The sequence below is a fragment of the Gordonia aquimaris genome (assembly GCF_026262595.1).
GTDB classification, from domain to species: domain Bacteria; phylum Actinomycetota; class Actinomycetes; order Mycobacteriales; family Mycobacteriaceae; genus Gordonia; species Gordonia tangerina.
Genome location: NZ_JAPKFM010000006.1, coordinates 77,203 through 95,796 on the forward strand (window position 1 = coordinate 77,203; position 18,594 = coordinate 95,796).

An 18,594-nucleotide genomic window follows, 5' to 3' on the forward strand; every position below is an offset into this window, starting at 1 on the left:
GCGGCGATGAGCGTGCTGGGTGTGGGGATCGACATCGTGTCGATCCCGGAGTTCGGCGAGCAGTTGCGCCAACCCGGTACGACGTTCGCGGACCGGTTCACGGTTCGCGAACGTCGCGACGCCGCCGCCGGAACCGGAGACGAGGCCCGTCATCTCGCTGCGCGCTGGGCCGCGAAAGAGGCTGTGGTGAAGGCCTGGTCGGTGAGTCGGTTCTCCCGACAGCCGTTGCTGCCGTTGATCCGTCACAGCGACATCGAGGTCGTCACCGACAACTGGGGCCGCCCGGCCATCCGGCTCGGCGGTGAGATCGGCGACCTGCTCGCCGACACCCGGGTGCACATTTCGTTGACCCACGACGGTGACACCGCCGCTGCCGTCGCCATCCTCGAGGGCATCTGACGAGTTCGCGCGGCCGCTGATCAACCGCGCGTGAAATTTCACGCGTGAGTGGTCGGCGGCCGCGCGAAGTCAGGCGGCCATCAGGTTCAGACGTGCGAGCCAAGCGCGGGCTTGCGCCGCTACGACTCCTTTTTCGAGATCCTTCCAGGTCCACCGGATCACCATCATGCCGAGCTTACGAAGGGCGTCCTCTCGGGTCTTCTCCCTCTTCATCGCCTGAAATGGTGTCTCACCAGGCTTGAGATGCTAGCGATACTTGACGTCCCCGTCGAACCCGACCACGAGGAGCCCTGCCCAGTCGAAGTCGGTCCGGGCCACGTGTTCTCCGTCTTCGTCGTAGAACTCGTTCTGCAGGCGCGGGATCGGTAAACCGGCCTCGATGAGCTGAGCCCTGGTCCACGATTCGCCGGGGTTCTCGGACGCGCCGTCCGCGTGGTGCAGTGCGCGTCGCGCCTGCCCTACGCCATGCCGGCGGCGCCGGAGCATCGCGCGCATCACCTCACTATCGGCGCCTGCTCGCAGCGCTGAGTCGAACACGCTCAGCGCACCAGCGAACCCGTGCGGCGTCGTACACGCGACATCTACCGCGGTGCGTTCCAGCGACGTCACCCGGACGCCGTCCACAACGACGACCTCGGACTCGGTCAACGTTCCGGTGTGTTCGTGCCGGGTCGAGCTGCGATGCGCGCCCTGACTTCTGCCGGTCGTGGTGTGGACGCGCCGGAAGTTGGGTTTGAGCATCGCCAGCTGGTGCAGTGTCGCTGCGCTCTGATGACTGAGCGTGATCGGCTTGGTCGCCTGCTTACTCGCAGCGATCGCCGACAGCCGATGCAACTGCTCGGGTGTACGTTCGGCAGGTGTCACCGAGGCACCCGAACCGACGGATACCAGGTCGCCGCGTCGACGCGCTCGGGTCAGTTCGTTGTCGGTGTATCCGGCGGCGAGGGCTGTGGAACGAAAGATGAGGCCGTGCTCATCGGTGGGATAGGTGGTCATACCGATTGGACGCAGACCGACCGCCGCGGTGCCATCGAATTCTTGTCGCGCGCCTGCTGATCAACCGCGCGCGCAATTTCACGCGCGAGAAGTTGCCGGGCGCGCGAACTGGGTGGACCCGCGCGAACCAGCCGACCTCACTCCTCCGCTGTGGTCTCCTCGAGAAGCAGGTAGCCGGCCAGCATGCGCTTGAGTTCGGCGACCGTCTCGTCGTGGTCGTGACCATCCTGGACGGAGAAACTGAGCACCGAGTACGCCGTGTGTACGAGCACCTGCGACATCATCTCGCGCCGGTTGCGCTGGGTCGGGGTGAGCGGGGCGAGGATGCGGGCGACCTGATCGGCGAGTGCGCGTTCGTTCTCCGACGCCGTTGCGCGGGTGGCCGGCGTGGACTGGACCGCCAGCCACACCGCCCGCCGCGAGGGATCGTCGCGCCAGAGTGCAGCGAGATGGTCCAGGAACCTCTCGAGGAGGTGGGGCCACTCCAGTGACGGGATCTCGGTGGAGAAGGCGGCGAGTTCGTCTTGGACGCCGACGGTGTCCTGTCGATCGAGCTCACATACGATGACGTACTTGTTGGCGAAGTACTGATACAGCGTCCCGATCGGCACCTCGGCCCGCGATGCGATCTCCTCGCACGTCAGCGACTCGAAGCCCACCTCGATGAGCAGATCGCGTGCGGCGGACAGCATCGCAGAGAACTTCTTCTTGCTGCGCTCCTGTGTGGGGCGTTTACGCGGGAGCAGCGGCTCGGCAAGGGGTGCGGACATCGTCGTCGGTCTTGCGGGCGACCGTCACACCGACAGGTCGCGACGCAGCTTGGCGACGTGGCCGGTGGCTCGGACGTTGTACTGGGCGGCGGCGATCGTGCCGTTCTCGTCGACCAGGAAGGTCGATCGGATGACCCCGGTGACCGTCTTGCCGTACATCTTCTTCTCCCCGAATGCCCCCCATTCGGTGAGCACCTTCTTCTCCGGGTCCGACAGCAGCGGGAACGTCAGACCCTCGTCGGCGACGAACTTCGCCAGCTTGGCCGGTTTGTCCGGGGAGATCCCGACGACATCGATGCCGGAATCGTTGAGTTCGGCGAGGTTGTCGCGAAAATCACATGCCTGCTTGGTGCAGCCGGGAGTTGCAGCTGCTGGATAGAAGTAGACGATGACCTTCCGGCCGGCGTAGTCGGACAAAGACACCGCGTTGTCCTGGGCGTCGGGAAGGGTGAACGCGGGGGCGGGGTCTCCGACGGACAGCCGCGTGGTTGCTGACATGTAGGTCAGGCTAGTCGATCGTCGATGGAGATCACCTGTGGTCACCGGGGTGGGTTGTCGCGAACGCCCGGATCGGTGTCGGCCGACACGGAGGTTCGTCGCGCCGTCCACCGGGCGCGACGTCGCCCATGCCGTACCCTCGAAAAGTCGAGTGCGACGCGCGGCGACCTGGGTCGCAGACTCTCGGGCCCGCGTGACTCGAGCCCGTCGTGAACAGGTGAACGCAACCGCAGTGCCGTCGACCATTGGGAGGAACCACGTGTCCGGGGATACCGAACGTATCGAGCAGGAGATCGCGCAGGCGCGAGAAGATCTCGCCAAGACCCTGGACACGTTGGCCGAGCGCACGAGTCCGCAACGGCTGGCCGCCGACGCCAAGGAGAAGGCGGTGGCGACATTGAACTCGCCGGCGGTCAAGTATGCGTTGGCCGGTGTCGGTGCCGTCGTGGTGGTCCTGGTGGTTCGAAAGATCATGAAGTGACGCCGGCCCGCGGCGAGACGCCGCGGACCGTCCGCGCCCGCGGCGCCGCGGCGGCAATCGTCGTGGTGGCGGCCAGCCTGGCCGGATGCTCACTGGCGCCGGGCTACCCCGATACCGTCACCGATGCGCAGAGCCTCGATTCGCTGGCACAACCGACCATCTCGGTGACCGGGTGGGGCGACACCCCGATGAACGACAACGCCGTCGGCGTGATGCCCGGCGCGCCGATCACCGTGACCGCTCGTGACGGCAGTCTGTCGTCGGTGGTGATCGCCGGGCCCGATGGCCCGGTCGCGGGATCGACGTCCGCGGACGGGTCCCGGTGGACCTCGTCCGGGGCATTGGACTTCGGGACGGATTACACGTTGAACGCCGCGGCACGCGGTGTCGACGGCGTCGGCGCGCGCAAGATCGGCTTCACCACCGCGTCGGCCGAGTCGCTGGCATATGCGTCCACGGTGACCGCCGACGGTGAGACGGTCGGCATCGGACAACCCGTCGCGATCAACTTCGACACACCCGTAGCCGACAAACGCAACGCGCAGAACGCGATCACCGTGACCACCGACCCGCCGGTGCAGGGCGCGTTCTATTGGATCAACGACAGCATGGTGCGGTGGCGGCCCGAGCATTTCTGGGCGCCCGGCACCAAGGTCAAGGTCAGCGTCGACGCCAAGGGGATCGATCTCGGGGACGGTGTGTTCGGGGACAACAATCTGACGTCGAATTTCACGGTCGGTCGCAGCCTCGTCGCGGTCGCCGACGACGACACCGAGCAGATCACCGTGTCGGTGAACGGCAAGGTGGTCAAGACGATGCCCACTTCGATGGGCAAAGACGCCACCCCCACCAACACCGGCACCTACATCGTCGCCGAACGCGAGCCCAGCGTGATCATGGACTCGTCGACCTATGGAGTGCCGGTCAACTCGGCCGAGGGGTACCGGGAGACCGTCTATGACGCCACCCGGATTTCCTTCAGCGGCATCTACGTGCACTCGGCACCGTGGTCCCTCGGCGATCAGGGGGTCGACGATGTGAGCAACGGGTGTCTGAACGTGAGCCCGGCCAACGCGAAGTGGTTCCTCGATCACGCGCTGCGCGGTGACATCGTTCAGGTCAAGAACACCGTGGGCCCACCGCTCCCCGGCGACGACGGGCTCGGGGATTGGAACATCCCGTGGTCGGTGTGGAAGAAGGGTAACGCCTGATCCGCCTGTGGTTCCCGGCGTTGCGAGGAGGCGATTTCACTTCTGTCGCCCCGACATGTAAGGTTCCTTCTCGCACCGGCAAGCGCCATTAGCTCAATTGGCAGAGCAGCTGACTCTTAATCAGCGGGTTCGGGGTTCGAGTCCCTGATGGCGCACCAGACATTCAAGACGCCCCGCGTAGCGCGGGGCGTCTTTTCTGTCGAGAAGGCTCCGAGTCGGACACCCGATCGACTCGGACAATCCGGCCACGGATTGTCTCGTACACTTGAGATCGACCGTGCTCTCGAGGGGGAGATCCTTACGTCGTCGACGTCGCACGGTGAGTTCGTAGGTGTTCCCAGGAGGAGATTCATGCGGATCAGTCGTACCCGCACCGGCCGGCGGTCACCGCTGGCCCTGTTCGGCGTTCTCGCCGCCGTCATCGCCATGGTGTCCGCGTGTTCTCAGGACGCGACGTACTCGTCTGATGTCAGCAGCTCCAACCTGTTTGACGACATGCTGCGGCCGGGTATGACCGTCACCGAGTTGGCCAACCGGCCGTTGGCCGACCAAGCGGTCGGTATCCAGCCGGGTGCGCCGATCACGGTCGCGGCCAGCGAGGGTTCGATCACCGGAGTTCGTATCGACAAGTCGGACGGCTCGCCGGTCAAGGGCGTGTTGTCGGAGGACGCCACCACGTGGACCAGTGCCGAGCCCCTGGGATACAACCGCACCTACACGTTGCAGGCCGACGCCGTGGGCATCGGCGGCCGCACCACCAAGCGGGTGTCGTTCACCACTCAGGCCCCCAACAACCTCACGCTGCCGTATCTGACTCCGTCGCCGGGCGAGACCGTCGGCGTCGGCCAGCCGGTCGCGATCAAGTTCGACGAACCGATCCCGAACCGCAAGGCCGCCCAGGACGCCATCAGGATCACGACCAACCCGCCGGTGGAGGGCGCCTTCTACTGGATCAGCGACTCCGAAGTCCGGTGGCGCCCACAGAACTATTGGGAGAGCGGCACCAAGGTCGACGTTGCGGTCAACACCTACGGCATCGACCTCGGCGACGGGCTGTTCGGTCAACAGAATGTGAAGACCAACTTCACCATCGGTCGTTCGATGATCATCACCTCCGACGACAACACCAAGCAGGTGACGTTCGCACGCGACGGCAACGTCATCCGCTCGATGCCGACATCGATGGGCAAGCCGGGGCACGAGACCGACAACGGGGTCTACCTGGTGTCGGACAAGCATGAGCACATCATCATGGACTCGTCGACCTACGGCGTCCCGATCAACGCTGCCGAGGGATATCGCACGCCGGTCGACTATGCAACCCGGATGTCCTACAGCGGCATCTTCTTCCACTCGGCGCCGTGGTCGGTGTGGGCGCAGGGCAATACCAACACCAGCCATGGCTGTCTGAATCTGAGCCCCGACGACGCGTTGTGGGTTATGCAGAACACCCTGCGCGGCGACCCGGTCATCGTGAAGAACACCGGGGGCGGGACCCTGTCCGGGACCGACGGTCTCGGCGACTGGAACATCCCGTGGTCGGAGTGGTCGAAGGGCAACGCCGACGCCTGAGTCGGTCAACCGGAGCGGTCGGGCTCCGGCCGCGCGCCAACTATGCCATCGATCACTGTTACGATCGGCGATGACAATCTCGCCGATCGTGAAGGATGCCTGATGACCGACCGCTCTGCCTGGGAAACCGACGAACTCGCCGCTCTGCGCGATCTGTCCCGCAGCTTCTGCGAGAAGGAGATCAAGCCCAACATCGAGCGGTTCATCGACCAGCACCACGTGGACCGTGAGTTGTGGAACAAGGCGGGGGAGCTCGGCCTGCTGTGCATGTCGATCCCGGAGGAATACGGCGGCGGTGGCGGAACCTTCGCCCATGAAGCGGTGCTGATCGAGGAGCAGGCGCGGATCGCTGATTCGTCGTGGGGTGCGAGCCTGCACAACGGCATCGTCGCGCACTACCTGCTCGCCTACGGGTCCGAGGAGCAGAAGCAGACCTGGTTGCCGAAGATGGCCAGCGGCGAGGTGGTCGGCGCGATCGCGATGACCGAACCCGGTACCGGTTCGGATCTGCAGAATGTCAAGACCAAGGCGAGCCGGCAAGGTGACGAGTACGTCATCGACGGATCGAAGACCTTCATCACCAACGGTGGCCAGGCCGACCTGATCATCGTCGTCGCGAAGACCGACGTCGGCGAGGGTGCCAAGGGCATCTCGTTGATTCTGGTCGAAGCCGAACGCGAGGGGTTCCGACGCGGTCGCGTCCTCGACAAGGTCGGCCAGCGCGGGCAGGACACCTCCGAGCTGTTCTTCGACGGTGTCCGCGTACCGACCTCGAATCTGCTGGGCGCCGAGGAGGGGCAGGGCTTCATCCAGCTGATGCAGCAGCTTCCGCAGGAACGGTTGATCATCGCGGTGGCCTCGGTCGCCGGGATGGAAGCGGCCGTGGCGCAGACCCTGGAGTACACCAAGGACCGCACCGCATTCGGACGCCCGATCTTCGGCTTCCAGAACACGAAGTTCAAACTCGCCGAGGCGGCCACCGAGACGCGTATCGCGCGAGTGTTCGTCGATGATTGCATCGTCAAGCACCTCGACGGACGTCTCGACATCCCCACGGTGGCGATGGCCAAGTGGTGGACCAGTGATCGGGCCATGGTGGTCGCCGACGAATGCCTGCAGCTCTTCGGCGGCTACGGCTACATGAACGAATATCCCATCGCGCGCATGTGGGCCGACAACCGGGTACAGAAGATCTATGCGGGCACCAACGAGATCATGAAGGAGATCATCGCCCGGTCCCTGTGAGGTCATCGGTGCGCGTGCCACCCGATCAGACGTGACGGGTGTTACATTCTCTCCTGACCTGGGGTCGAGGAGGGACTGATGATGCGGTGCGCGCGCTCGGTGGGTGTGCTGGGCGTCTGCGTGGGTCTGGCCGCGGCGATGCTCGGCACGACGCCGGCCGTCGCCGACGGATCACCGACACCGCCGTGGTTACCCAGCTCGGGCTGCGCGGCAGATCTACCGCCGAAGCCGTCGCCGGCGCCATTCGATCCACGTGAGCTGATCCCGGACCGGATCGGCATCCCTCTGCCGTATCCGCGCATCGTGCCGGTGCCGGAGCCCGAATCGGCGGCGGAACCGCCTACCCGCATACCGTCTGAGTTGCCCCCGCAGGACCCGTGCACCGACCCGTGTCCGGACATCACCGACCCGCCCGGGCCGCACGACGTCGGGCCGGCGTTGTCCATCGAGTTCCCCAAGATCACCCTCGATCCCGCTCCCCAGGACATCCCGGTGCCGGTCCCCAACCCGGACCCGGCGCCGCTCCCGCCGCGGCCGCCGGTGGTGCATCCGGGCACGGCGTCGGCGCCGGTGAGTGCCAAGCCGAGCGCACCTCGGGTCGCCGAGGTCGACTTCGTGTCGACGCTCACCGGTAAGGGTTCGACCAGCCGCACCGACAAGCGGTGGCAGGTCAACGGCACCGACTTGGGCATCATGTGGGAGTCCGAGCCGGGTCGGATCGCGATCGCCTTCGGCGACACCTTCGGTCGGGGGTTCACTCCGCCGGGGGCCAACGGTGGTGACTGGCGCAGCAACGTGCTCGGCTTCAGTTCCGACCGCCGGCTCGATGACGGGATGTCGATCGACACCATGGTGCAGGACAGTCGCTGTCATGCGGCGCAGGTGCTGCGCGCCCGTCACGTCAACCGCTACGAGATCACCACCATCCCGACGTCGGGTTTCGCCCTCGGCGACCGGCAGTACATGAGCTACATGTCGGTTCGCACGTGGGGACCGATCCCCGGTGTGTGGCTGACCAATCACGGCGGGTTGGCCTATTCCGACGACGATGGCTCCACCTGGACCAAGGATCCGTACGCACGCTGGGACAATCTGTTGGGCACCAGCAGATTCCAGGTCTCGTCAATGGTTCCGCACGCCGGTTACGTCTACATGTTCGGCACGCCCACGTCGCGCATCGGCACGGTGGGCCTGGCCCGCGTGCGCGCCGACGACGTGCTCAACAAGACGGCCTACCAATACTGGCGCGACGGCCGATGGGTGCCGACCCGGGACGGGGACGTGGCGTCGCCGCTGTTCGCCGGCGCCGCCGGAGAGGTGTCGGCGCGCTACGACACCGCCTCGCAGCGGTGGCAACTGAGCTACCTCGACGCATTCCGCGGAGCCATTGTGCTGCGTACGGCGCGTTCACCGCAGGGACTGTGGTCGGAGCCCGCCGAACTGGTGCACTCGGCCCGCTATGCCCAGCTCTACGGTGGGTTCCTGCACCCGTGGTCGACTGGTCGCGACCTGTACTTCACCATGTCGACCTGGACGCAATACAACGTCTCGCTGATGCGCGCCACGTTGCGGTGACACGCCTCCGCGGGACCTGAGATGCTCCCGGGGGACCGGGATTACGGCGTATTGATCCAGGTCAGGATTGCCTGTCCGGCCTGCGGGTCCCCGTTGTTGATCCCGACGACAGCTCCTATGGCCGCGCCCACGCCGGCGCCCCAGATGCAGCCGACCAGCACCAGACATCCCACTATGAGTCCGACGATCGCGCCGACTGCGGTGGCCACGCCGCCGCCGCGATTCCACCCGTTGTTGATGTGCCAGATCATCTTCTGGTAGGCGCGATCCTTCTTGGCCGATGCCGGATGCATGCCTGCCGCGATCGCGGCGCGGATCTCCGGGGTGATCTGCGGCGCCAGGGTTGCGGTGGTCCGATCTGCGCTGACCGTTGTGCGCAGTGGGACGTCGACCCCGTTGAGTGGGATCGACAGAGCGATTCGGTCGATGGTGTTGCCGTGCCGGTCGAGCACTGTCAGCCCATTGGTGTCGTGCTGACCAAAGGTGGCGTTGGTCAGCACCGAGGTGATCGACGCGCCGTCGGTGGACGCGAATGTGTGATGGCTCGCTGCGAGCGATGTCGGCGCGCCGTGTGCGGTAGCGGTGGCCACGGTGAGCAAAGTTGTGACCACGCCGGCAAGCGTCAGGACGACGAGTCTCATGATCTTCATGCGGTGGCGTTCCTGTTCGTGAGTGTCGTGCGGTGCAAGGTGAATCCCGGTGCGTGCCGGTGAATCCTGTTGACCCTATCGCGTTGGGTGGTGGCGGCCGATCAGCCGACGACGAAGCCGGGGGAGACGCCGTGGATCGGGCGCGTGCTGCCGTCGGCGCCGCGAGCGTCACCGCGATAACGAATGCGGAAGCGGCCGACGGTCCGTGCCGGGATCGTCCACTCGATCCGGACGATCGATGCGTCATTCTGGCCGGCCGGCCGCCGCCAGCGCAGTGTGGTCTCCCAGTCGTTGTCGTCGGCGACGGTGGCCCAACCCGTTGCGGTTCTGCGCTGCACCTCCAGATAGGTGCCCTCGGTGTGGAAGTCGTTGTTGGGGTGCGCGCCGACGAACTCGACGGCGGCCACTTTACCCGTGCGGTAGCGGGGCTCCGGCGCAGCCAGGACGTCGCCGTAGGCGTGCCCGGCCATGGGCTGGTCGGGAGGTGGTGGTGGTAGCAGATCGGGTTGGAAACCGGACTTGTCCAGCGGAGCCGGCCCTCGGCCGGGCGGGGTGCCCGACGCCATGGCGGCGGCGAGAGAGTGGAATTCCTGCTGATAGGCCGACAACGTCCAGCGACCGTACTGTGTCTCACCACCTTCGTACTGCTGGGAGTCGTACTCCTCGGGCGTCGTCACGTATTGCGTGTAGGCATTCGAATAGCCCTGGATGAGGACGTTGTCCACGCTGACCCGGAGCGCATCGGCGACAACGGTGCGCAGCCGCAATCCGGCGACGATGGTCACCTCGGCCGGAATGGCGACCAACACGAGTTCGCCGATGCGCAGCAGCTGCAGTGGAACCACGTGCGGGATCCACGGGGCGGGCGGGAGCAGGCCGAGTGGAAAGGCGATCAGCTTGGGCGCCTGCATGTCGCGCATCCACGGGGACACTGGCGGATGCTTGTCGCCGCCGAAGGCCGCGACCACCGGGTTCGTGGCGCCCTCCTGAAGAAACCCGAGTTGGGAACGCCAGTTGTCCTCCGTGCTGGTGGCCGCGCCGGCCGCGCCCATCATGGCCGGCGTCGTCGCGGCCGGTTTACCCTCCGGGGTGTACATGCCGTCGATCCGGATCGCGGACATGTCGACGTAGCGCACGATCGAGTCGACACCGCCACGGGTCATCGGCCGGGCCGAGTCGAATGCGCTGCGGCCGGCGAGATACTGGCGCTCGCCGACGATCTCGCAGTTGCGTTTGTTGTCGTCGGTCGGCCCGCTCGGATGCATCTTGATCAGGTTGAGATTCGGCGTCATGTCGCCGCTGTTGGTCTGCGGAAATGCTGCGACGAATCCCGGCGATGTGCTCTCCCAGCGGTAGCTCGCGTAACCCTTGTTGTCTCCGGCGATGAGCCGGTTGCGGTCGGTCAGCGAGGTACCGTGCGTCGAGAACCAGGTGATGGCGCCGACGTCGGTGCCGCCCCGGCTCAGGCGTAGCACGGTGACAGCCGGGTCGATCGCGCCGGGAAACTGCCGGCGCTCGGCAGTGGGATTGAGGTCGAAGGCAACCCGAGAACGGTTGCGGCTCGCGTCGTGCAGTTCGCCGCGGCCCAGCGAAATCGTTCCGGGCGCGAGGTCGTCGTGGGCGCGGGCGATGGCGGTGACGATACCGTTGACCTCTGCGTCATAGGAGTTCTTCTTGAAGCCGTACGCGGCCAGCGAATACGCGAAATCCCACGCGGTGCCACCACACGACGCGTGCGTGTGGGTGGCGTTGAGGTTCACATTGCGCTCGGTGTAGAGATCGCCGAAACGCTTGTGCAGCAATGGCATCACACCCATGTGGTGCGACTGGAACAGGCAGGCGATGTCGCTGGTGACAAACACGACGCGTTCCCCGGTCGCCCGATCGACGATGATGTAGGCGCGCGCCCAGCATCGTTGCAGGAGGCCGGCGGCAACCTGATCGGCGTCGGAATAGCCCATCATGCCCTGGCCCGCGATTGCGCCGGTCATGTCGGCGATACCCCGGCCGATCAGATAGCCGTCGGCACCGTTGCCCCCTGCCGGCGCCTGACCGCTCGGCGTCGCACTCGCTGTCGATTGTCCGGCAACGAGTGCGACGCCGCCCCCGACGGTGGTCGCTGCTGCTCCCAAGAGCAGTGATCTCCTGGTCACTTCCATGTCGCCCCCTGTGTGGTTGTGATGTGGTGCGACGACGCTGTCGCGGTCGATGACGCCGCGGTCACCTCCGGACGACGTGTCCGAGCATCAAGGTGACGGTCGCCTCGGCGATCCGATCGCAGATCGATCTGTCCCGGGTGTTGAGGTAGGCCAGCGTGATCCCGTCGGTGGCCGCCACCACCAGGGGAGCGAGGTCGACGACGGGTCTGTCCCACTCGACGTGCGCCTGCGCCGCCGCCCGGGCCAGGCCCTCGGCGATGGCCGCGTAGTACCGGCGGTACATGTCGGCGCCGAGCCAGGCGAGATCGCTGGTCTGGCGCGCGTACTGGTTGAGCGAGATCATCGCCTGTTCGCGGTCGGGGTCGGCCACCACACCATCGATGTAGCCGAACAGACTCTCCCGCAACATGAGCCGGATGCCGTCGTATCCGTCGACGAGATCCTCGGCGGCCGCCGACAACGCCTCGGCGATCACCGAGATCTCGTTGTCGGTGCCACGTGCGACCAGTGCGGCGAGGAGATCGTCGCGCGACTCGAAGACGTAGTGGAAGGTCGACAGTGTCACCTGGGCCTCGCTGCTGATGGCTCGGGTGGTTGCGCCGTCGACGCCGCTACGTGCGATGACCCGAAACGCAGCGTCGAGCAACAGGTCTCGTCGTTTCTCTACGGGCATTCGAGCCATCATGTGTCCTTGCTGTACCGGATGGAGGATCGGTTAGTTCAGCGAGCCGAGTACTTCTTGTGCTGCGCGCTTGCCCGAACGGACAGCGCCATCCATGTAGCCGGTCCAGTAGTCGGCTGTCTCGGTACCCGCCCAGTGGACCGGACCGACCGGCGCGCGCAGCGCGGGACCGTAGGTGGTCAGGGTTCCCGGCGATGAGACCGCCACCGGGCCACCTTGGGCCCACGGGTCGAGGTCCCATTTGTAGATGCCGTGATCGATGAAATCGCGTGCTTCGGGGCCGAAGTAGTCGACGAAGTTGCCGATGCACTCGCGGACGATCTGGGATTCCGGTGCCCGGTCCAGCCGTCGCATGGCGTCCGCGGAGATGAACCCCATCAGGATGTGTCGATCCTCGGCGTAGCTTTCGAAGGTGACATCGATGGGTCGACCGTTGCCGTATACCTGGCCGGACAGGCCCTTGTCGCGCCAGAAAGGACGGCGGTACAGCGCCGCGAACTTGCTGACCGCGCCCATGTGATAGCCCCTGGTGATGCCGATCCGGGCGGCCGGGAGTCCGGGAGAGTACCTGATCTGATCGCTGATGGCCGGCGACATCGCGACTATCACCTTGCGTGCGCGGAAGGTTCCGGCGGTGCTGGTCACCGTCGCGATCTCGCTGGTGAAGTCGATGGACCGTACCGGGGCGTTGTAGACCATCCGGTCGCCGAGGGCCCGCGCCATCCGCAGTGGGATGAGTGCGGCGCCCCCTTCGAAGAGGCTCTCCTGGGCGCCGTCGTCGGTGCTCAACAAGCGGATGAGGGTGCCGGGGTTGTTCTCGTCGCCGGACGCGGCGATGTAGTTCAGGAAGTACAGAGCCGAGACCTCGTCCGGGCGGACCGACAGCGGCGCAGACATGGCCACCTGCATCAGCGCCCGGGCGGTCGATGTCGTCGCGATCTGGTGGCTGTACTGCTCCCAGGTCAACGAGTCGAGGTAGCGCGCATTGGGATGCTTCCACGGCTCGCCGACCGGGAAACCGGCCAACGCGTCGGCCTGGGCCCTGGCGAGACCAGCCCCCGCCTGCAGCGTCTCGGCTTGCAGCGGCAGCGGCAAAGCGGCCGGCATGCGTGAACTCTGACCGCTGTTCCAGAAGATGCTGTCGCCCTGGTTGTAGGTGGGGATGGTGCGCACGTCGTACTCGCGGGCAAGGGCGGCGATGTGATTTTGCGTCGGTCCGATGAACTCGGCCCCGGCATCCAGGGTGGCCCCGAGTTTCGGTGAGGAGATGTTGTGGACGCGGCCGCCGGCCCGCTCCCGAGCCTCGAGTACCACCACCGAGGCGCCCGCGGCGACGAGGGACTTGGCGGCGGCCAACCCGGAGAGCCCACCGCCGACGACGATGGCGTCGACGGTGTCGCCGGGTAGGGCGCGTGCACGGCCGATCCCGCCCAACGCGGACGCACCTACTGCGGCCCCCGCCGCGGCCAGTGTTGTACCGAGCAAACGCCGACGTGAGATGTCCTGGCTCATGGCGACCTTCCGTGCCGTGGACCCGCTGGTCCTGGGTGTGCGAGCAACGCTATCGACGCAATGTTTAGGTCATTTGACCTGAAGTAACGGCATGGTAACAGGTCGGTGTGGCGCTCGTCGCACCTTCTGGCTGGTACCCGATCGCCAGCGCATGCGCCCTGTTGGAGGCAGGGCAACGAAAGATCCACCCTCTCGGGTCCGCGGCGGGCGTCGTGGTGACGCGACAGCCGGGTCGGGAGGGTGGATCTCGGAGAGCGTCCGGATGAGGTCCGGGTGTGTCAGGCGTGGTCGGCAATAATCGATGCAGCCTGATCCGCGTCGACGTTCTTGGCGATCAGCTTGGCGTTTTTGGTCTTTCGGATGGAGTACAGTCCGTCCTTCTTGGCGTGTGCGACGTGCAGTCCGGCCTTCTTCGCTGCCTTGTTCAGGTCCTCGAGCATGGCGGCGATGGTACGGCATGAACGTGAACGTTTCGTGCCGGTGCAGCGGCGGGTTGCCCAGGGGTGCGTTGAGGGGTGGGGAGTCGTCGAAAAATGTTGCATCACAACAGTTCTGATGTCACGTCGAGGTGAGGGGCGGCACCTCACACGCGGTGCGCGGGGGTGTGCGGGCACCTTGATGGTCGTGTAACCGGATGCATACCTGGTAACGAACCGTTCATACCTTCATCGCGTACTTCTCGGGCAGCGTCGCCCAGTTCACTGTCGCCACTTCCCACCGACGAAAGTACCTTGAGATGACTTCAACCCTGGAATCTTCGCGCACCTCCGACGAGGTATTGCTCGATCAGCAAGGTCATTGGATCCGCCACTGGCAGCCCGACGATCCGACGTTCTGGAACAGGATCGGCAAGAAGGTCGCCTTCAAGAACCTCTGCTTCTCGATCTTCGCCGAGCACATCGGATTCTCGGTGTGGTTGCTGTGGAGCATCGTGGTGGTGCAGATGACCGCCAACTCCGATGGCACCGCGGCCGCATCCGGTCCAATCCTGACATCCCGTTCGCTCTGCTGCTGGTGATCGCGGCGACTGCAGGTTTCGGCGGCGGCAACTTTGCCTCCTCGATGGCCAACATCTCCTTCTTCTACCCGGAGAAGGAGAAGGGCTGGGCCCTCGGACTGAACGCAGCCGGCGGAAACATCGGTGTGGCGGTTGCGCAGAAGATCATCCCGACCATCGTGGTCATCGGCGGCGGGGTCACCCTGTCCTATGCCGGCTTGTTCTATGCGCCACTGGCCGTGGGCGCCGCAGTGCTCGCGTTCTTGTTTATGAACAACCTGTCGGGGGCGAAAGCAGATGTGAAGCCGGTGTGGGACTCGCTGCGCCACCAGGAGACGTGGGTGATGTCACTGCTCTACATCGGTACGTTCGGGTCGTTCATCGGCTACTCTGCGGCCTTCCCGAGCCTGCTGAAGGCGGTGTTCGACCGTGGCGACATCGCGCTCACCTGGGCGTTCCTGGGGGCCGGCATCGGATCGATCGCCCGGCCGCTGGGTGGCAAGCTCTCCGACGTGATCGGCGGCGCGCGAATCACCGCGTTCAGCTTCGTCGCACTGGCAGTGGGTGCGGCCATCGCTCTGTGGTCGGTCAAGGCCGAGAACCTGCCGGTGTTCTTCGCCGCTTTCATGCTGCTGTTCGTCGCGACCGGCATCGGCAACGGCTCCACCTACCGGATGATCTCCAAGATCTTCCGCGTCAAGGGTGAGGATGCCGGAGGGACGCCCGAGATCATGACGAACATGCGGCGCCAGGCGGCCGGTGCCCTGGGCATCATCTCGTCGGTCGGTGCGTTCGGCGGTTTCATCGTGCCGCTGGCCTACGCGTGGTCCAAGAGCGCATTCGGCAACATCGAACCCGCGCTGTGGTTTTACGTCTTCTTCTTCATCGCGCTGCTGGGGGTGACCTGGTACAACTACATCCGTCCGAGCACGCGGATGGCGCAGGCCGGAGTCTGAGCCGCGACAACTCCTGGTCCACTGACGACGATGGCCCCCGGTCCGCTCGATGCGGACCCGGGGGCCATCATGTCGGGGTGGATGACGGGACTCGAACCCGCGACAGCCAGGATCACAACCTGGTGCTCTACCAACTGAACTACATCCACCATCGGCGTCCGTCACCCAGGATTTCTCACCGGGCCCCAGAGCCAGGGACTTACTCTAGCGGGTCGAGGTGGCCGAACTCCAATCGGTCCCGCATCGCGCGTGTTCACGCAGGTCCGAGGTCTTTCACGATCGTCGCGAGCTCGTCGGCCTCCGGTCCGGGAGCCGCCACGAACGCGGCGGCACGGTAGTACTTCAGTTCGCGGATCGACTCACGGATGTCGGCGAGTGCGCGATGGGCCAGGCCCTTCTCCGGCTGGCCGAAGTAGATCTTGGGATACCAGCGACGGCACAGCTCCTTGATCGAGCTCACGTCGACCATCCGGTAGTGGAGGTAAGCGTCGAGTTCGGGCATGTCGCGGGCGATGAATCCCCGGTCGGTGGCGATGGAGTTACCGGCCAGCGGGACCGCGCCCGCGGTGGACACCTGGGTGCGGATGTAATCGAGTACCTGCTTCTCGGCCTCGGCGAGGGTGGTGGTCGACGCCCGCACCTCCTCGGTGAGGCCGGAGGCCGCATGCATCTTGGTGACCACATCCGGCATCGCCGCGAGGTCCTCGTCGGATGCGTGGATCACGATGTCCACGCCGTCGCCGAGCACATTGAGTTCGCTGTCGGTAACCAGCGCGGCGATTTCGATCAATTTGTCGGACTCGACCCGCAGACCTGTCATCTCGCAGTCGATCCACACCAGTTTGTCCTGCACGCGGTCAACCTTAGCCGCCGTCGCGCGTACGGTATCGCGTCACCGGTGCCGACGATTCCGGCCCGATGTTCCGGCGGAGGGGTCCACGGGACTGCTGATCGAGTGGCCCGGCGTGCCAGCGCAGGGTTGACCGGCTGCTGATCGAGTGGGCCGATGTGCCGGCGCAGGGTTGACCGGCTGCTGATCGAGTGGGCCGATGTGTCGGCGGAGGGTTGACCGGCTGCTGATCGAGTGGGCCGATGTGCCGGCGCTGGGTTGACCGCTGCTGATCGAGTGGCCCGGGGCGCTAGCCGAGGGCGTATCGAGATCCCTGCACCACTCAGTACGGTGGTGGGTTCTGTGTGTTCCAGCGTTCCATGGCGCGGGTGTCGGCGCGCTCTACCGATTTCGCGCGTTGGCCGCGGAGGGTGTCGATGCGTTGTCGGGCGGGGTCATCGGGTGGTCGGGTGCTGCGGGTGAGCGAGGTGAACAGGTCGCGGCCGGTGAACGCGTTGCCCAGGTAGGTGTGGCCGGTCGGTGATTGGAAGAACACCGTGCCCAGTGGGTCTTGGTAGTCGCGCCACCCGGTGGCGAAGGTTTTGATGCGGTGGTGAAAACGGCACAGCGGCTTAAGGTTTCGTGCATCGGTGGCGCCACCCTCGGCGTGTGGGACCGAATGGTCGACATCGGCGTGATAGGCGCGGTTGTTGCAGCCGGGAAAGCTGCAACACAGCTCGCCGGCCCGGATGAGGTCGGCAAGTTTCTTCGACGGCGCGTAACGGTCGACCTGTGCGAGGTTGGTGGTGTCGGGTGTGACGTAGCAGCGTTTGGCCTCGGCCAACAATGCGCGGGCGGTGTCGGCATCGATGACTCCGTGGCCGTCGAGGAAGGCCGGATCATCATCGTGACCCAGCAGGGTGCTCAGATTGACCACGATGTGAAACGTCGGACGCGGCGCACAATCCGTCGTGGCGGCGTCAGCGTCGACCGGTGCGCCCGAAGTGTCGCCCTGCCCGTCGCGGACCTCGGGTTCACCGGCCGCCGCGGGGTCGGGTGCCGTCGCCTCGTCCTCGACTGCGATCGCGTCACTGTCGGGTGTCTCGTCGGACGCACCGAGCCCCTCGCCGGCGGCGCTGTCATCGTCGGCGCCGGCGGTGGTGGTGCAGACTTCGCACCGGCAGTCCAGACGGGCGGCACCATCGGCCAAAGCGACCAACGCATCGGCGCGGCGTTGAGCGGCGGTGCGTGGATCGTCGGGATGCACCGCCGCGGCCATCGCTTGGAGTCGGGCATCGATGGCCGCGGCCTGCTCGGCGGGCAACACACCCCCGATACGCGATTGGCCCGGGGTGTGTCGGTCGGGGCGCACACTGATGTTGCGGTCGGTGTCGACCTGCTCACGGCGACGCCGCACCGCGGCCGGATCGATCTTCGCGATGATCTTGTCGATCATCGTGGTGAACCGGGTCATCGACATCGGCTCGCGCGACTCGATGGCCGCAGCGATCTCGGTATCCAACACGGCGAACTTCGCGGGATCGACCAACACGGTGCGCCGTACCACCACCAGAAACCGCGGTAGGTCGATACGGCCGGCGACAAGGGTGGCGCCGGTGAACGGCAACTGATGACGTAACACGCTGCCGGCCTCGATCAACTCCCGCGCCCGCGCCGGTGGCACCGTCAACGCCGCACCGACCTCGGCGACCGCCATCTCCAACCCGGTCGGCCCGTACTGGGCGCGGGGATCCTCCCCGGCCGCCGCACGCCTGGCCAAACGTTCCAAAGTGGCCAGCGACGTCGACTGCTCACCCAACGCCGCAGCCAACCGCACCAGATGGTCCTGTTCACGTTCATCATGAATCAGGCTGACCGCCTGCAACATCCGATAATCGGCGGCCGCGCGCACCGCGTTGCAATGATGAAGCACCTCGACCAACTCGGTAGCGCAATGCCGCTCATCATCGGCCATCTGGGCCAACGCCGGCGCGCTCGAATTCATGACACCAAACTAACCGCACCCACCGACAACTTTCGTCGACGCAGGTCAAACCCCACA

17 protein-coding genes, 2 tRNA genes and 1 pseudogene are annotated in these 18,594 nt (G+C 65.8%); 8 read left to right on the forward strand and 12 right to left on the reverse strand.

Features of this window, described 5'->3' with window-relative positions; all coding sequences use genetic code 11:
- Nucleotides 1–6 precede the first annotated feature (6 nt).
- Nucleotides 7–399: a holo-ACP synthase AcpS gene (gene acpS, locus OSB52_RS08310; RefSeq protein ID WP_235725204.1), complete on the forward strand. Its 393-nt coding sequence runs from the start codon at nt 7–9 to the stop codon at nt 397–399.
- Nucleotides 400–468: 69 nt separating this feature from the next.
- Here the strand turns inward: acpS and OSB52_RS24980 are convergent, their stop codons facing one another.
- From OSB52_RS24980 to bcp, 4 genes are all read right to left on the reverse strand, one after another.
- A complete protein-coding gene (locus OSB52_RS24980; RefSeq protein ID WP_308203661.1) occupies nt 469–612 on the reverse strand; it encodes a hypothetical protein in 144 nt (47 codons plus the stop codon).
- A 33-nt stretch (nt 613–645) separates the two neighbouring features.
- Complete coding sequence (locus OSB52_RS08315; RefSeq protein ID WP_308203662.1) at nt 646–1,395, reverse strand: hypothetical protein; 750 nt, start codon at nt 1,393–1,395, stop codon at nt 646–648.
- 137 nt (nt 1,396–1,532) lie between these two features.
- A complete protein-coding gene (locus OSB52_RS08320) occupies nt 1,533–2,165 on the reverse strand; it encodes a TetR/AcrR family transcriptional regulator (protein ID WP_235725143.1) in 633 nt (210 codons plus the stop codon).
- A gap of 24 nt (nt 2,166–2,189) precedes the next feature.
- Nucleotides 2,190–2,663 carry a thioredoxin-dependent thiol peroxidase gene (bcp, locus tag OSB52_RS08325; protein ID WP_235725142.1) on the reverse strand — a complete coding sequence of 158 codons (474 nt, stop codon included), beginning with the start codon at nt 2,661–2,663 and terminating at the stop codon, nt 2,190–2,192.
- 259 nt (nt 2,664–2,922) lie between these two features.
- On the opposite strand from bcp, the gene OSB52_RS08330 reads away from it, so the two are divergent.
- The 6 genes from OSB52_RS08330 (at nt 2,923) to OSB52_RS08355 (ending at nt 8,747) form a co-directional block, all read left to right on the forward strand.
- On the forward strand, nt 2,923–3,144 hold the full coding sequence (locus OSB52_RS08330; RefSeq protein WP_235725141.1) for a DUF3618 domain-containing protein: 222 nt from the start codon (nt 2,923–2,925) through the stop codon (nt 3,142–3,144).
- Nucleotides 3,141–4,355 carry a L,D-transpeptidase gene (locus OSB52_RS08335; RefSeq protein WP_372512379.1) on the forward strand — a complete coding sequence of 405 codons (1,215 nt, stop codon included), beginning with the start codon at nt 3,141–3,143 and terminating at the stop codon, nt 4,353–4,355. Before OSB52_RS08330 ends, OSB52_RS08335 begins: the two co-directional genes overlap by 4 nt.
- 82 nt (nt 4,356–4,437) lie before the next feature.
- Nucleotides 4,438–4,513: transfer RNA gene (locus OSB52_RS08340), tRNA-Lys, on the forward strand.
- Between the two features lie 193 nt (nt 4,514–4,706).
- The gene (locus OSB52_RS08345) at nt 4,707–5,927 is read left to right on the forward strand and encodes a L,D-transpeptidase (RefSeq protein WP_235725140.1); all 1,221 of its coding nucleotides are present in this window, start codon (nt 4,707–4,709) and stop codon (nt 5,925–5,927) included.
- Nucleotides 5,928–6,029: 102 nt separating this feature from the next.
- Nucleotides 6,030–7,172 (forward strand): acyl-CoA dehydrogenase family protein, encoded by a 1,143-nt coding sequence (locus OSB52_RS08350; RefSeq protein WP_235725139.1) that lies wholly within the window; start codon nt 6,030–6,032, stop codon nt 7,170–7,172.
- Between the two features lie 78 nt (nt 7,173–7,250).
- Nucleotides 7,251–8,747, forward strand: a complete 1,497-nt coding sequence (locus OSB52_RS08355; RefSeq protein ID WP_372475234.1) for a DUF4185 domain-containing protein — start codon at nt 7,251–7,253, stop codon at nt 8,745–8,747.
- A gap of 41 nt (nt 8,748–8,788) precedes the next feature.
- Here the strand turns inward: OSB52_RS08355 and OSB52_RS08360 are convergent, their stop codons facing one another.
- The 5 genes from OSB52_RS08360 to OSB52_RS08380 all read right to left on the reverse strand — a co-directional run bounded on the left by OSB52_RS08360 (nt 8,789) and on the right by OSB52_RS08380 (nt 14,190).
- The gene (locus OSB52_RS08360; RefSeq protein WP_235725138.1) at nt 8,789–9,397 is read right to left on the reverse strand and encodes a DUF8020 domain-containing protein; all 609 of its coding nucleotides are present in this window, start codon (nt 9,395–9,397) and stop codon (nt 8,789–8,791) included.
- Between the two features lie 101 nt (nt 9,398–9,498).
- Nucleotides 9,499–11,556 carry a neutral/alkaline non-lysosomal ceramidase N-terminal domain-containing protein gene (locus tag OSB52_RS08365; RefSeq protein WP_235725137.1) on the reverse strand — a complete coding sequence of 686 codons (2,058 nt, stop codon included), beginning with the start codon at nt 11,554–11,556 and terminating at the stop codon, nt 9,499–9,501.
- A gap of 61 nt (nt 11,557–11,617) precedes the next feature.
- Complete coding sequence (locus OSB52_RS08370) at nt 11,618–12,238, reverse strand: TetR/AcrR family transcriptional regulator (protein ID WP_372475232.1); 621 nt, start codon at nt 12,236–12,238, stop codon at nt 11,618–11,620.
- A 33-nt stretch (nt 12,239–12,271) separates the two neighbouring features.
- Nucleotides 12,272–13,750, reverse strand: coding sequence for a flavin monoamine oxidase family protein (locus OSB52_RS08375; protein WP_235725135.1), 1,479 nt, complete (start codon nt 13,748–13,750; stop codon nt 12,272–12,274).
- Between the two features lie 278 nt (nt 13,751–14,028).
- Complete coding sequence (locus tag OSB52_RS08380) at nt 14,029–14,190, reverse strand: hypothetical protein (RefSeq protein WP_235725134.1); 162 nt, start codon at nt 14,188–14,190, stop codon at nt 14,029–14,031.
- A 296-nt stretch (nt 14,191–14,486) separates the two neighbouring features.
- Here OSB52_RS08380 and OSB52_RS08385 point away from each other — a divergent pair.
- Nucleotides 14,487–15,703, forward strand: a pseudogene (locus OSB52_RS08385) (MFS transporter).
- 76 nt (nt 15,704–15,779) lie between these two features.
- Here the strand turns inward: OSB52_RS08385 and OSB52_RS08390 are convergent.
- From OSB52_RS08390 to OSB52_RS08400, 3 genes are all read right to left on the reverse strand, one after another.
- A tRNA-His gene (locus OSB52_RS08390) sits at nt 15,780–15,852 on the reverse strand.
- A 104-nt stretch (nt 15,853–15,956) separates the two neighbouring features.
- On the reverse strand, nt 15,957–16,556 hold the full coding sequence (gene orn / locus OSB52_RS08395) for an oligoribonuclease (RefSeq protein ID WP_235725133.1): 600 nt from the start codon (nt 16,554–16,556) through the stop codon (nt 15,957–15,959).
- Between the two features lie 319 nt (nt 16,557–16,875).
- Nucleotides 16,876–18,537 (reverse strand): DUF222 domain-containing protein, encoded by a 1,662-nt coding sequence (locus OSB52_RS08400; RefSeq protein WP_266061238.1) that lies wholly within the window; start codon nt 18,535–18,537, stop codon nt 16,876–16,878.
- Nucleotides 18,538–18,594 lie beyond the last annotated feature (57 nt).